Annotated in this window: 13 protein-coding genes; 10 read left to right on the top strand and 3 right to left on the bottom strand. The window is 72.2% G+C overall.

Features of this window, described 5'->3' with window-relative positions:
- Nucleotides 1-72: 72 nt before the first annotated feature.
- Together K5L01_RS01145 and K5L01_RS01150 are read left to right on the top strand one after the other, a co-directional pair.
- Nucleotides 73-783: a response regulator gene (locus tag K5L01_RS01145; RefSeq protein ID WP_250063397.1), complete on the top strand. Its 711-nt coding sequence runs from the start codon at nt 73-75 to the stop codon at nt 781-783.
- Nucleotides 780-2,189: an ATP-binding protein gene (locus K5L01_RS01150; RefSeq protein ID WP_250061168.1), complete on the top strand. Its 1,410-nt coding sequence runs from the start codon at nt 780-782 to the stop codon at nt 2,187-2,189. Before K5L01_RS01145 ends, K5L01_RS01150 begins: the two co-directional genes overlap by 4 nt.
- 39 nt (nt 2,190-2,228) lie before the next feature.
- On the opposite strand, the gene rnt is transcribed toward K5L01_RS01150, so the two are convergent.
- On the bottom strand, nt 2,229-2,864 hold the full coding sequence (rnt, locus tag K5L01_RS01155; RefSeq protein ID WP_250061170.1) for a ribonuclease T: 636 nt from the start codon (nt 2,862-2,864) through the stop codon (nt 2,229-2,231).
- A gap of 151 nt (nt 2,865-3,015) precedes the next feature.
- Between rnt and K5L01_RS01160 the strand changes: the two genes are divergently transcribed.
- Complete coding sequence (locus K5L01_RS01160; RefSeq protein WP_250061171.1) at nt 3,016-3,903, top strand: 1-acylglycerol-3-phosphate O-acyltransferase, YihG family; 888 nt, start codon at nt 3,016-3,018, stop codon at nt 3,901-3,903.
- 113 nt (nt 3,904-4,016) lie between these two features.
- Nucleotides 4,017-4,931: a M14 family metallopeptidase gene (locus K5L01_RS01165; protein WP_250061173.1), complete on the top strand. Its 915-nt coding sequence runs from the start codon at nt 4,017-4,019 to the stop codon at nt 4,929-4,931.
- Nucleotides 4,932-5,628: 697 nt separating this feature from the next.
- On the opposite strand, the gene K5L01_RS01170 is transcribed toward K5L01_RS01165, so the two are convergent.
- Nucleotides 5,629-6,540, bottom strand: a complete 912-nt coding sequence (locus tag K5L01_RS01170) for a LysR family transcriptional regulator ArgP (RefSeq protein WP_250061175.1) — start codon at nt 6,538-6,540, stop codon at nt 5,629-5,631.
- 123 nt (nt 6,541-6,663) lie between these two features.
- On the opposite strand from K5L01_RS01170, the gene K5L01_RS01175 reads away from it, so the two are divergent.
- Entirely contained in the window at nt 6,664-7,299 is a 636-nt protein-coding gene (locus K5L01_RS01175) for a LysE/ArgO family amino acid transporter (protein ID WP_250061177.1), read from the top strand.
- A 56-nt stretch (nt 7,300-7,355) separates the two neighbouring features.
- On the opposite strand, the gene K5L01_RS01180 is transcribed toward K5L01_RS01175, so the two are convergent.
- On the bottom strand, nt 7,356-8,231 hold the full coding sequence (locus tag K5L01_RS01180) for an ABC transporter substrate-binding protein (protein WP_250061180.1): 876 nt from the start codon (nt 8,229-8,231) through the stop codon (nt 7,356-7,358).
- A gap of 101 nt (nt 8,232-8,332) precedes the next feature.
- On the opposite strand from K5L01_RS01180, the gene K5L01_RS01185 reads away from it, so the two are divergent.
- The 5 genes from K5L01_RS01185 to K5L01_RS01205 all read left to right on the top strand — a co-directional run bounded on the left by K5L01_RS01185 (nt 8,333) and on the right by K5L01_RS01205 (nt 12,221).
- On the top strand, nt 8,333-9,508 hold the full coding sequence (locus K5L01_RS01185) for an MFS transporter (protein ID WP_250061182.1): 1,176 nt from the start codon (nt 8,333-8,335) through the stop codon (nt 9,506-9,508).
- Between the two features lie 91 nt (nt 9,509-9,599).
- Entirely contained in the window at nt 9,600-9,887 is a 288-nt protein-coding gene (locus K5L01_RS01190) for a hypothetical protein (RefSeq protein ID WP_250061185.1), read from the top strand.
- Nucleotides 9,888-9,982: 95 nt separating this feature from the next.
- Entirely contained in the window at nt 9,983-11,191 is a 1,209-nt protein-coding gene (sstT, locus tag K5L01_RS01195; protein WP_250061186.1) for a serine/threonine transporter SstT, read from the top strand.
- A complete protein-coding gene (locus tag K5L01_RS01200; RefSeq protein WP_250061187.1) occupies nt 11,191-11,919 on the top strand; it encodes an AzlC family ABC transporter permease in 729 nt (242 codons plus the stop codon). Before sstT ends, K5L01_RS01200 begins: the two co-directional genes overlap by 1 nt.
- Nucleotides 11,916-12,221: an AzlD domain-containing protein gene (locus K5L01_RS01205; protein WP_250061189.1), complete on the top strand. Its 306-nt coding sequence runs from the start codon at nt 11,916-11,918 to the stop codon at nt 12,219-12,221. Before K5L01_RS01200 ends, K5L01_RS01205 begins: the two co-directional genes overlap by 4 nt.
- The last annotated feature ends 177 nt before the right edge of the window (nt 12,222-12,398 follow it).

Consider the following 12,398-nt stretch of genomic DNA (forward strand, 5'->3'; position numbering starts at 1 on the left):
AGTGCGATACATGCCCGGCGCGCGGCGCGCTCCGTTAGCATGGATCATCGGCCCATGAAGGACACTCCGGACATGCACCGCCTGCTGGTGGTCGACGACGACAGCGACATCCGTACCCTGCTGGCCGAGCAGCTCGGCCGCGCCGGCTATGCGGTGAGCACCGCCGGCGATGGCGCGCAGATGCGCCAGGTGCTGGCGCGCGAGCACGTCGACCTGATCGTGCTCGACCTCAACCTGCCGCGCGAGGACGGCCTGGCGCTGTGCCGGGACCTGCGCGCGCGCTCCAACACCCCGGTGATCATGCTCACCGCCCGCGCCGAGCCGATCGACCGCGTGCTGGGCCTGGAGATGGGCGCCGACGACTACCTGGCCAAGCCGTTCGAGCCGCGCGAGCTGCTGGCGCGCATCCGCAACGTACTGCGCCGGGCCGAGGCGCTGCCGGCCAACCTGGAACCGCTGGCGATGCGGCGGGCGGCCTTCGCCGGCTGGGTGTTCGACCTGGAACGGCGGCACCTGGTGGACCCGGCGCGGCGGGTGGTGATGCTGTCCGGCGCCGAGTTCCGGCTGCTGCGGGTGTTCGTCGGCCATGCCAACAAGGTGCTGTCGCGCGAGCAGCTGGTGGCGCTGAGCAGCGGCCGCCGGTACGAGGCGCAGGACCGCGCCATCGACCTGCAGGTGAGCCGGCTGCGGCAGAAGCTGGGCGATGCCGGCGGCGCCGGCGGGCCGATCAAGACGGTGCGCAACGAGGGCTATGTGTTCGCCGCCGCGGTGAACCTGGAATGACACGGCTGCGGACCTTCCTGGGGTCGATGGCCGGGCGCCTGTTCGTGATCCTGCTGCTGGGCATGATGGCCGCGGCGGTCGGCGTGACCCTGCTGGCCGAGGCCCACCGCCGCCAGGACTTCGAACGCCAGAACCTGGCGCGCATCGCCGACCGCCTGCAGGGGTTCGTCAACCTGCTCGACGCCAACCCGGAGCTGCGCTCGCGGCTGCTGGCCGTCGGCGGCGCCAACGTGCGCGAGGTCAAGGGGGCCTTCCGGGTCGGCGAGGCCGACACCGGCCTGATGCAGATCCTCGCCGAGCGCGAAGGGTCGGTCGCCGGCGCCCGGGTGCGCGCCACCAGCTTCCGTGCCTGCCTGCCGCCGTTCCCGGAATTCCTGCCGCCGCCGGAACGGACGTCGGCGCCGCCGCCGGCGCGCCGCCGCGATGCCGGTTACCTGCCGCCGCGCTGCCGGCTGGTGGAGCTGGAGCTTGGCGACGGCACGCCGCTGAAGCTGGCGCTGCAGTACCCCTCGGTGGCACGCAGCGGCAGCTTCGCGTTCGACCCGTTGTTCCTGTCGCTGTTGGCACTGGCCATCGCCGCGCTGGCCTACGCGGTGGCGCGCATCGCCTGTGCACCGCTGCAGCGGCTGGCGGACGCGGCCACCGAGCTGGGCCAGGACCTGCAGCGCGAACCGCTGCCGGTGGCCGGGCCGCGCGAGGTGCGGCGCGCGGCCGAGGCCTTCAACGCCATGCAGCAGCGCCTGCAGCGCCACCTCGGCGAGCGCACGCAGATGCTGGCGGCGATCACCCACGACCTGCAGACGCCGCTCACGCGGCTGCGGCTGCGGCTGGAGAACGTGGCCGACGTCCCGCTGCGCGAGCGCCTGGTCAACGACCTGGCGGCGATGCAGGCGCTGATCCGCGAGGGCCTGGAGCTGGCGCGCAGCGCCGAGAGCGCCGAACAGCGGGTCGCGCTGGATCTGGATTCGCTGCTGCAGAGCGTGGCCGAGGACGCGGCCGAGGCCGGGCACGAGGTGGTGTTCGGGCAGGGCTGCGGCGCGGTGCTGCTGCTGCGGCCGTTGGCCATGCACCGGCTGTTCTCCAACCTGGTGGACAACGCCGTCAAGTACGCGCAATCGGCGCGCATCGACGCCCGGGTGCGCGACGGCCAGGTGGAGGTGTGCATCCGCGACCATGGCCCGGGGCTCGCCGCGGATGAGCTGGAAGCGGTGTTCACCCCGTTCCTGCGGCTGGAGACCTCGCGTTCGCGCCAGACCGGTGGGGCCGGGCTGGGCCTGACCATCGCCCGTACCCTGGCCGAGAAGAACGGCGCCCGGCTGGTCCTGCGCGCGCCGTCCGACGGTGGCGGCGGGCTGGAGGCGGTGGTCACCTGGCGGACGCCGGCCTGGAGCGTGCCGCGCCGCTGAGCCGCTGGCCGGCCGGGTGGCGGCACGGAGCCGGGACGGCTAGGTGCGTGGCCAGCGGTTGACGATCTGGCAGAACAGCCGCGCGGTCTGCTCGGTGTCGTACACCGCGCTGTGCGCCTGGCTGGCGTCCCAGTCGAAGCCGGCGGCCTGGACCGCCCGTGCGAGCACCGTCTGGCCGTAGGCGACGCCGGCCAGGGTGACCGTGTCGAAGACGCTGAAGGGGTGGAAGGGATTGCGCTTGTGGCCGCTGCGGGCGACCGCGGCGTTGACGAAGCCCAGGTCGAAATGGGCGTTGTGCCCGACCAGGATCGCACGCTGGCAGTTGTGCTTCTTCAGTGCCGCGCGCACCGGCGCGAACACATGCTCGAGCGCTTCGCGCTCGGGCTTGGCCAGGCGGAACGGGTGGTCCAGGACGATGCCGGTGACTTCCAGCGATTTCGGGTCGATGTCGGTGCCGTCGGCCGGCACCACGTGCGCGCACGAGGTCTGGCCGGGCAGCAGCTGGCCGGTCTCGTCCATTTCCAGCGGGATGACGGCGATTTCCAGCAGCGCGTGCCGGCTGCAGTCGAAGCCGCCGGTCTCCACGTCCACGACCACGGGCAGGAAGCCGCGGAAGCGTTGCGCCATCGGCGTGAACGGGGCGGGAGCGGGCGGGGGGGCAGCGGGATGATCCATCGCCACAGGGTAGCAGAGCGGGATGGCCGCCCTGGCCGCGCCGGCCGGGCCTGGAATGGCGCGCGCCGGCGCCGGCCGCGCCCCGGCCTCTGCTACCCTGTGCCGCCTTCCGAGGGCGGCGACCGGCCCGGACTTCGCGAGTTATTCCTCCATGAAATGGTTCCGCATCATCCCGATCCTGCTGTTGATCGCGCTCAACACGCTGCTGCACTGCCTGCCGCTGTTCGCGGTCGCACTGTTCAAGGCGCTGCTGCCGCTGCGTGCGGTGCGGCGCGCCTGCAACCCGCTGCTGACCGGGCTGGCCGAGAGCTGGATCGGGGTGAACAGCGCCATGATGGGCGCCTTCACCCGTACCCGCCTGGTGGTCGACGGCGACACCGCGCTGGCACGCGACGGCCACTACCTGGTGCTGGCCAACCACCAGAGCTGGGTGGACATCCTGGTGCTGCAGAACGTGTTCAACCGGCGCATCCCGCTGCTGCGCTTCTTCCTCAAGCGCTCGCTGTTCTGGGTGCCGGTGCTGGGCCTGGCCTGGTGGGCGCTGGATTTCCCGTTCATGGGCCGCTACAGCCGCCGCCAGATCGCCCGGAACCCGGAGCTGGGCCGGCGCGACATGGAGGTCACGCGGCGCGCCTGCGAGAAGTTCCGCGACATGCCGGTGGCCGTGATGAACTTCGTCGAGGGCACCCGTTTCACGCCGGCCAAGCATGCGGCCCAGGCCTCGCCGTTCGCGCACCTGCTCAAGCCCAAGTCCGGCGGCGTGGCGTTCGTGCTCGACGCCATGGGCACCGGCCTGCATGCGCTGCTGGACGTGACCGTGGTCTACCCGCACGGCATCCCGTCGATGCTGGACCTGATGGCCGACCGCATCCCGGAAGTGAAGGTGCGGGTGCGGCAGCGGCCGATTCCGGCCGAGCTCGCCGGCGGCGACTACCAGGCCGACCGCGCCTTCCGCATCCGCTTCCAGCAGTGGATGAACGGCCTCTGGCAGCAGAAGGACGCGGACATCGGCGAGCTGCGCGGCGACGCCGGGCACTGAGGCCGTTCCGCGCGCGCGGAGGCGCGCGCGCCGGCGGGAGCCGCCGCGGGCGCATTCGCCGGAATGCCGTGCGGTGTAGAGTGCGCGTTTGTCCGCCGCCACGAGGAGCCGTCATGACCGCCGCTTTCTATCCCATCGGGACCCCGGGCCAGCCATGGGGTGCGCCGGAAAGGGCGCAGTGGCTGGCACGCCAGGCCGTACAGCGCAGCTATGCCGGGGAGGTGCTGGGCAAGATCGATGCCCTGCGCGGACGCTTCGACGTGGCCGCCTACGGCGAGCTGGAATATCCGCAGGGGCGCTACCCGCTGCTGGCGATCCGCAGCCGCGGTTGGGACGACGCACTGCCGGTGGCGCTGGTCACCGGTGGCGTGCATGGCTACGAGACCAGTGGCGTCCAGGGCGCGCTGGCCTTCGTCGACCGGCATGCGGACGACTACGCCGGCCGTTGCAACCTGCTGGTGGCTCCGTGCGTGAGCCCGTGGGGCTATGAGCGCATCCAGCGCTGGAATGCCCTGGCGCTGGACCCGAACCGCAACTTCGTCCCCGCCAGCCCGGCGCCGGAGTCGGCCGCGCTGATGGCACTCGTGGCGCCGCTGCGCGGGCGTTTCCTGATGCACATCGACCTGCACGAAACCACCGACACCGACGAGAGCGAGTTCCGCCCGGCCTTGGCCGCGCGCGACGGCAAGCCGTTCGAGCCGGGAGAGATCCCCGACGGCTTCTACCTGGTGGACGACACCGAGAACCGCCAGCCGGCGTTCCAGCAGGCGGTGATCGCCGCGGTGGCCGGGGTCACCCATATCGCGCCGCCGGATGCGCAGGGGCGGATCATCGGCTCGCCGGTCGTCGCCCACGGGGTCATCGAGTACCCGCTGCAGGCGCTGGGCCTGTGCGCCGGCATCACCGGCGCGCGCTTCACCACCACCACCGAGGTCTATCCGGACAGCCCGCGGGCCACGCCCGCGCAGTGCGATGCCGCGCAGGTGGCAGCGGTGCGGGGCGGCCTGGATTTCGCGCTGGCGGCCTGAGCCGCCCGGCGGTGCTCCCCCGGACGCCGGATGGCGTCCGGGGGGCGGTTCAATGGTCGAGGGTGCAGAACGTCCGGTAATGGGCGGACGTGCAGCTGCGCTGTTCGATCACCGGCCCGGTGCCGCCCCCGGCCACCCTGAACACCAGCCGGTAGGCGCCGATCCGCGCGATCCGGCGTGGCAGCAGCCGGTGACCATCGAACGGGGGCGAAGCTGGAGGCGACCGGCGCCGGGCTGCTGGGCAGGCAGTTGGATTCGCTTGGCCACAGATGCTTGTCGGTGCTCTTGGTGGCGCTGGTGCGGACATACGACCCCTTGCCGCCGGCCTCGCCGAGCATCTTGTGAATGCCCGATGCCCGATGCCCGATGCGCTGCCGCTGATGGAGAAACTGTTGTCCTTGCTCTGAGAGCCAGGTTCAGGCCGCTGCGCGCGGACACCCCGTGCAGGGGCGGATGCCGAGCAGCACGGCCTGCTGTGCGACCGTGGCGTGGCGGGGGATCAGCTGCAGGATCTGCCGCTCTCTCGGAGTAAGCCGTGGGATGTCGCGGCTCCTTGCGTCCGGATAGCCGCCGGCATGCCGCTCGGCGCCGCGTCCGGCCGCCTGCCGGCGCGGTCTCCTGCGGAGCCGGTCACGCCGCGGGCGGCGGCGATGTACATCATGGAACCGGCGCCGCGCGCGCCGTCCCGCCGCGTGGCTCAGGCCGCCCGGCGGCGGCGCACCAGGGTCGCGGCGGCCTCCACCACGGCGCGGGTGAGCAGGGCCATGGTCTTGACCTCGCCCTTCCAGTGCTGCCAGTACAACGGCACGTCCTCCCATGCGCGGTGCTTGACGTACACCAGGCGTCCGCTCTCCAGGTGGCGGCGCACCAGCGGCAGCGGGTTCATGGTCCAGCCCAGGCCGCCGAGGTTGGCATGGACGAAGGCGCGGGTGGAGGGAATCCACCAGGTCGGGGCCTGCAGGGGCTGCTGCGAACCGGTCAGGCGCTGCGCGTAGCGGGCCTGCAGGTCGTCCTTGCGGTTGAACACCAGCACCGGCGCCTGCGCCAGCGCCTGCGCGGTGACCCCGCGGGCGAAATGCCGGGCATGGAAGTCCGGGGTGCAGGTGGCGGCATAGCGCATGCTGCCCAGGGGATGGATCTGGCAGCCCTGCACCGGCTCGGACAGGGTGGTGACGGCCCCGAGCACCGCCCCCTGGCGCAGCAGCGCCGCGGTGTGGTCCTGGTCCTCGCTGTACAGGTCCAGCGGCGTGCTGCTGTGCCGGGCGAAGGCGAGCGCGGCTTCGGGGAACCAGGTTTCCATGCTGTCGTGGTTCACCGCCACGGGGATGCTGGCCCGCGGCAGATCGGCGTCGGACAGGCCGATCCGCTCGAAGGCGTCGCGCTCCAGCAGCGCGGTCTGCTCGGCCAGCCGCACCAGCACCAGGCCTTCGGCGGTGGCTTCCGACGGCGTGGAGCGCTTGACCAGCAGCTTGCCGACCCGTTCCTCCAGGGCCTTGATCCGCTGCGAGACCGCCGAGGGGGTGACGTTCAACGCCAGCGCCGCGCGCTCGAAGCTGCCCTCGCGTATCACCGCGGCCAGGGCGCGCAGTTGGGCATGGTCGATGCGCATGATTAAGTCCTGCTAATGAGGGTTTAAGAAGTTTAGCTCTACTTTCTGATGTTGCAGTGCAATAATCGCCGCCGTCGACGCACCCGCTGCGTTCCCCCTTCTCGTATTACAGGCAGTCCTCCCATGTTTTCCCTCGTAGCCGCCCAGGGCGCCGGCAGCGCCTGGCTCAGTGGCGCCGGTACCGGCATCGGTCTGTTCGCCGTGGTCGGTGCACAGAGCGCCTTCATCCTGCGCCAGGGCATCCTGCGCCAGCACGTGATCCCGGTGATCGCCACCTGCTTCGCCATCGACGCGGCCTTCATCTTCGCCAGCGTCGCCGGCCTGCGCACGCTCACCGAGCAGCTGCCGTGGCTGACCACCGGCCTGCTGTGGGGCGGCATCGCCTTCCTGGGCTGGTACGCCCTGCAGTCGGCGCGGCGGGCGGTGGCCGGCGGTGGCGGCATGCACCTGGACGACAGCGCCGAGTCCTCGCGGCGCGCGGCAATGCTGGCCGCGGCCGGGTTTTCGGTGGTCAACCCGCACTTCTGGTTGGACATGGTGGTAGTCGGGTCGATCGCCGACAACTTCGGCCATGCACGCACCGCGTTCGCCGCCGGCGTGGTCACCGCCAGCGCACTGTGGCTGACCGCGCAGGGCCTGGGCGCGCGCCTGCTGGCGCCGCTGTTCGACAAGCCCGGTACCTGGCGGGTGTTGGACGGCACCATCGCCGTGATCCTCAGCGTGCTGGCGCTGACCCTGGCGCTGCGTGGCGTGGGTTGAGCGGCCGCACGCCGGCCCTCGGCCCGGCGCGCGAACGGCCGGGCCGGCCGGCCCGCTCAGCGGTACAAGGCGTCGTAGCCGGCAGCGTCCACTGCGCTGAGCCCGAGGTCGGCGAACTGGCGCCACATGCCGCGCCAGCGCTCGGCGTCGCGGTGCAGCGGAGCCACCAGGCGGGGGCAGGTGTCGGCGATGATCGCGTCCATCATCGGCGTCGGCCGCTCGCCGGTGTGGCGGTACCACAGCCGGGCCGCCAGCGCCGGATCGTCGCGGCACAACGCCGCGCCGCGGGCGATCAGCGCGCCGACGGTCCGCACCACTTCGGCGTTTCCGGCCAAGAAGCGCTCGCCGGTGAACAGCTCCAGCGCCGAGAAGTTGTGCAGCCCGACCTCGCCGGTCGCGATGAAGTCCGCATCGATGCCGTGCTCGCGCACCTCCACGCCCTCGAAGTTGGCGAAGCACAGCCAGGCACCGTCATGGCCGGCGCGCAGGTTGTCCAGGTGCGCGAAGCCGGCGCTTTCGATCACCACCTGGTCCGCCGCGAACGCGGCGCCGCGCTGGCGGCACCAGCGCGCCAGGATCTCCACGGCGATGGCGTCGGTGACGCCGCCGGCCACCGGCGAGGCCAGCCGCACCGTGCCGCCCTGCAGCAGGCGCCGGCCGGCGTCGCGGTGCAGCACGATGCCGCCGTCGGTCTCGAAGAAGCAGCCCAGCGCCTTCAGCCCGGGACGGTGCTCGTCGATCATGTGCAGCGGCTCGTTGCAGGAGAACGCGACCTCGCCGGCCACGGTGGCGGCCAGACCGTCGTAATGGTCGTCCGGCGCCAGCAGCTCCAGCTCCAGCCCCGCCTCCCGGTACCAGCCCTGCTCGATCCCGGCGATCATGGGCAGATGATCGGGGTTGAGGAACCATTCAAGCGCCAGCTGCAGTTTCATCGTCGTGGGTTTCCGCGGTGGGGGCGCGACAGGCTAGCGCCTCGCGCCCGCCAGGGCGAGCCGGCCGCAGGCCGCGCGCAACGCCGCGCAGGCGGCTGCCGATGAACGCACCACGGCCGCGGCTGTGGACGCCGGGGTTCGTCCTGGCGTGCCTGGCCAACTTCCTGATGGGCATGTCGTTCTACGTGCTGATGCCGACCCTGCCGTTCCACCTTCTGGAACAGCTGCGGGTCGGCGAGGCGACCGTCGGCGTGATCCTGTCCAGCTACGTGATCGCGGCGCTGCTGGTGCGTCCGTTCTCCGGCTTCGTCGTCGACCGCTTCAACGCCAAGCACGTCTACCTGGTGGCGCTGGCCGCCTATGTGCTGTTCACCTCCGGCTACCTGCTGGCGCACACCGTGCTGGCCTACGTGCTGGTGCGCTGGGGGATCGGGCTGACGTTCGCGATGATGGGCACCGCGGCCAATACCCAGGCCATCGATATCGTCCCGTCGCCGCGGCGTGGCGAGGGCATCGGCTTCTTCGGGCTGATGAGCAGCCTGGCGATGGCGCTGGGGCCGATGGCCGGATTGTGGCTGATGGACCGCTACCCGTTCCCGGTGATCTTCAAGGCCGCGCTCGGCGCCGGCATGGCCGGCCTGCTGGTGGCCACGCTGGTGCGCTCGCCGCGCAAGCCGCGGGCCGGGGCCGCCACGGTACTGTCGCTGGACCGCTTCCTGCTGCTGCCCGGCATCCCGCTGGCGCTGAACCTGGCCGTGATCGGCCTGGGCTACGGCATGCTGCTGGCGTTCGCGGCGATCCACGGCAAGCAGCTCGGCGCGGCCAACACCGGCATCTTCTTCACCCTGATGGCGCTGGGCATGATGGTCTCGCGGGCGTTCTCCGGGCGCCTGATCGACGGTGGCCGGGTGGTGGCCGCCACCCATGGGGGCAGTGCGGCCATCGTTGCCGGCCTGGGCCTGATGGCCGCCGCCGGTACGCCGGGCACCTACTACCTGGCCGGGCTGCTGGCCGGCTTCGGATTCGGCGTGGTCTACCCGGCGTACCAGACGATGATGGTCGGCCTCGGCAGCCACGCCCAGCGCGGCACCGCGGTGGCCACCTATTTCTGTGCGCTGGACGTCGGCGTCGGCGCCGGCATGCTGCTCGCCGGTGCGGTGGCCGCCCGGTTCGGCCTGGCCGCGGCCTTCGCCGGCGGCGCCGGCCTGGCGCTGGGCGCGGGCCTGTTCTTCGCCCTGTGGCTGGCACCGCGCCGCGGGCGTTCCCCGGCGGGCTGAGGCACCGATGGCGGCGGCCGGCCTGTGGCAGAATCGGCGGGCAGGGGAGGGCCATGACGGCCGGCCACGGTCCGCCGCTTCCGGGGGAAGGATGAAGAAGTACCTGTTCGTCGCTCTGCCATGCCTGTTGGCGGCCTGCAGTCCGGGCGTCAGCGGCGTCTACACCGACAGCATGGGCGTCACCCGCTACCACTTCGCCGCCGCCGGCACGGTGCGGATCGAGGCCATGGGGATTGCCCAGGAGACCACCTACGTGCGCGACCGCGACACGCTCAGGGTGGCGCTGCCGCAGAAGGCGCATGCGCTGGAGTTCACCATCGGCGCCGACGGGGCGCTGACCGGGCCACTGGGCATCCGCCTGGAGAAGGCCGACCGCTAGTGCGTGCGCCGGCGTAGCGCCGGGCATGACGTTCCGGGGGTGTGGGAATGCGGCGGCCGGGCGAGAATCGCCTCCTGTCCCGAGCGAGCCCGCCGATGAATCCTTCTCCGACCTCCTTCCGCGCCCCGAGCCTGGTGCTGCAGATCGTCATCGGCCTGCTCGCCGGTATCGTGCTGGCGCTGCTGTGGCCACAGGGCGCACGTGCCGCCGGCCTGTTCGGCACGGTGTTCGTGTCGGCGCTCAAGGCGGTGGCGCCGTTGCTGGTCCTGGTGCTGGTGGCTGCCTCCATCGCCAACCACCGGCTGGGCCAGAAGACCCATCTCGGCGCGATCCTGCTGCTGTACGTGGTCGGTACGCTCGCGGCCGCCCTGGTGGGCGTGCTGGCCAGCTACCTGTTTCCCAGCACGCTGATCCTGAAGGCGCCGGCCGACGCCGCCCTGAACGCGCCGGGCGGCATCGGCGAAGTGCTGCGGACGCTGCTGATGCAGGTCGTCGACAACCCGGTGAACGCGCTGCTGGACGCCAACTACATCGGCCTGCTCGCCTGGGCGGTCGGCCTGGGCCTGGCACTGCGCCGGGCCGGCGACGGCACCCGGGCGATGCTCGGCGACCTGTCCGAAGCGATCACCTGGATCGTGCGCATGGTGATCCGGCTGGCGCCGCTGGGCGTGTTCGGCATCATCGCCGCGCTGCTGGCCGAATCCGGCCTGGCGGCCCTGAAGAACTACCTGCACGTGCTGTGCGTCCTGGTCGGGGCGATGCTGTTCATGGCCCTGGTCGGCAACCCGCTGATCGTGGCGGCGGTGACGCGGCGCAACCCGTATCCGCTGGTGCTGCGCTGCCTGCGCGACAGCGGCGTCACCGCATTCTTCACCCGGTCCTCGGCGGCCAACATCCCGGTCAACATGGAGCTGTGCCGCAAGCTGGGCCTGCACGAGGAAACCTATTCGGTGGCGATCCCGCTGGGCGCGACCATCAACATGGCCGGTGCCGCGATCACCATCTCGGTGTTGACGCTGGCGGCGGTCACGACGCTGGACATCGCGGTGGACCTGCCGACCGCGCTGCTGCTGAGCGTGGTGGCCGCGGTCGGCGCCTGCGGCGCGTCCGGCGTACCCGGCGGGTCGGTGCTGCTGATTCCGCTGGCCTGCAGCCTGTTCGGGATCTCCAACGACGTGGCGATGCAGGTGGTGGGGGTCGGCTTCATCGTCGGCGTGGTCCAGGACTCGGCGGAGACCGCGCTCAACTCCTCCACCGACGTGGTGTTCGTGGCCGCCGCCGAACACGCGCGCGGACGCGGCTGATGGCCGGCGCGGCGCGCCTGACGCCGGCGATGCGCATCGGCCTGTCCATCGCGCTGGCCACCGGCCTGTACGGCATTTCCTTCGGTGCGCTGGCGGTGGCGTCCGGGTTCAGCGTGGGCCAGACCGTGGCGTTGAGCCTGCTGATGTTCACCGGCGGCTCGCAGTTCGCCTTCATCGGCGTGGTCGGTGCCGGCGGCACCGGCGCGGCGGCGTTCGGCGCGGCCACGCTGCTGGGCATCCGCAATGCGGTCTACGGCGCGCAGATCAACCGCCTGCTGCGGCCGCGCGGCGGCCGACGGATATTGGCGGCGCAGATCACCATCGACGAATCCACCGCCACGGCCACCAGCCAGACCGACGCGGACGAGCAGCGCCGCGGCTTCTGGACCGCGGGACTGGGCGTCTACCTGCTGTGGAACCTGTTCACCCTGGCCGGCGCCCTGCTGGGCGATGCCCTGGGCGATCCGCGCCGCTGGGGCCTGGACGGCGCCGCGGTGGCGGCCTTCCTGGGCCTGCTGTGGCCGCGCCTGCGCACCCGCGAACCGGTGGCCATCGCCGTGGTCTGCGCGCTGGTGACGGTGCTGGCATTGCCGTGGACGCCCGCCGGCGTGCCGATCCTGCTGGCGGCCGCGGTCGCCGCGGTCTGGGGCGGATGCGTGCGCGACCCGGCCACCGCCGGCCCACCGCCCGGCGTGGCGGCCGGGCACCACGAAGAGGTGCGCCGATGACGATGTGGGGATGGGTACTGCTGGCCAGCGTGGCGGCCTGGGCGATCAAGTTCTGCGGCTACCTGATGCCGGTGCGCTGGATGGCGTCGCCGCGCATGGGCCGCGTGGCCGGCACCCTGACCATCGGCCTGCTGGCGTCGCTGACCACGATGAACGCGGTGGCTGCCGGGCCGGGCATCGCCCTGGACGCCCGGCTGGGGGCGCTGGTGGCCGCGGCGCTGGCGCTGGCGGTGCGCCTGCCGTTCCTGGCGGTGGTGCTGGCCGGCGCGGCGGCGGCGGCCCTGCTGCGGCTGCTGTCGTAGGGCAGGCTCCGGGAGACGCCGGCCGGCGCCGGAGGGGCGTGGCCCCGCTCTACGGCTAGGCGCGGCTGGCTCCCATGTGGTCGGTGCCGGCCGTTCTTGGTTGGGGGTGGCCGGGGTGGTCCTGCCGTGCGTGCTGTTGCAGCCCACGGACCCGATCGGGTGGGGAATGTCGCAGCG

Origin of the sequence: Stenotrophomonas mori (assembly GCF_023556335.1) — a bacterium.
Classification (GTDB): Bacteria; Pseudomonadota; Gammaproteobacteria; order Xanthomonadales; family Xanthomonadaceae; genus Stenotrophomonas; species Stenotrophomonas mori.

Excerpts from the sequence above, each read along its gene's own strand:
- K5L01_RS01145 (WP_250063397.1), top strand. The coding sequence starts at position 73 with ATGCACCGCCTGCTGGTGGTCGACGACGACAGCGACATCCGTACCCTG.
- K5L01_RS01170 (WP_250061175.1), bottom strand. The coding sequence starts at position 6,540 with ATGCGCATCGACCATGCCCAACTGCGCGCCCTGGCCGCGGTGATACGC.
- K5L01_RS01165 (WP_250061173.1), top strand. The coding sequence starts at position 4,017 with ATGACCGCCGCTTTCTATCCCATCGGGACCCCGGGCCAGCCATGGGGT.
- K5L01_RS01200 (WP_250061187.1), top strand. The coding sequence starts at position 11,191 with ATGGCCGGCGCGGCGCGCCTGACGCCGGCGATGCGCATCGGCCTGTCC.
- K5L01_RS01150 (WP_250061168.1), top strand. The coding sequence starts at position 780 with ATGACACGGCTGCGGACCTTCCTGGGGTCGATGGCCGGGCGCCTGTTC.
- sstT (WP_250061186.1), top strand. The coding sequence starts at position 9,983 with ATGAATCCTTCTCCGACCTCCTTCCGCGCCCCGAGCCTGGTGCTGCAG.
- K5L01_RS01205 (WP_250061189.1), top strand. The coding sequence starts at position 11,916 with ATGACGATGTGGGGATGGGTACTGCTGGCCAGCGTGGCGGCCTGGGCG.
- K5L01_RS01190 (WP_250061185.1), top strand. The coding sequence starts at position 9,600 with ATGAAGAAGTACCTGTTCGTCGCTCTGCCATGCCTGTTGGCGGCCTGC.
- K5L01_RS01175 (WP_250061177.1), top strand. The coding sequence starts at position 6,664 with ATGTTTTCCCTCGTAGCCGCCCAGGGCGCCGGCAGCGCCTGGCTCAGT.
- K5L01_RS01185 (WP_250061182.1), top strand. The coding sequence starts at position 8,333 with ATGAACGCACCACGGCCGCGGCTGTGGACGCCGGGGTTCGTCCTGGCG.
- K5L01_RS01160 (WP_250061171.1), top strand. The coding sequence starts at position 3,016 with ATGAAATGGTTCCGCATCATCCCGATCCTGCTGTTGATCGCGCTCAAC.
- K5L01_RS01180 (WP_250061180.1), bottom strand. The coding sequence starts at position 8,231 with ATGAAACTGCAGCTGGCGCTTGAATGGTTCCTCAACCCCGATCATCTG.
- rnt (WP_250061170.1), bottom strand. The coding sequence starts at position 2,864 with ATGGATCATCCCGCTGCCCCCCCGCCCGCTCCCGCCCCGTTCACGCCG.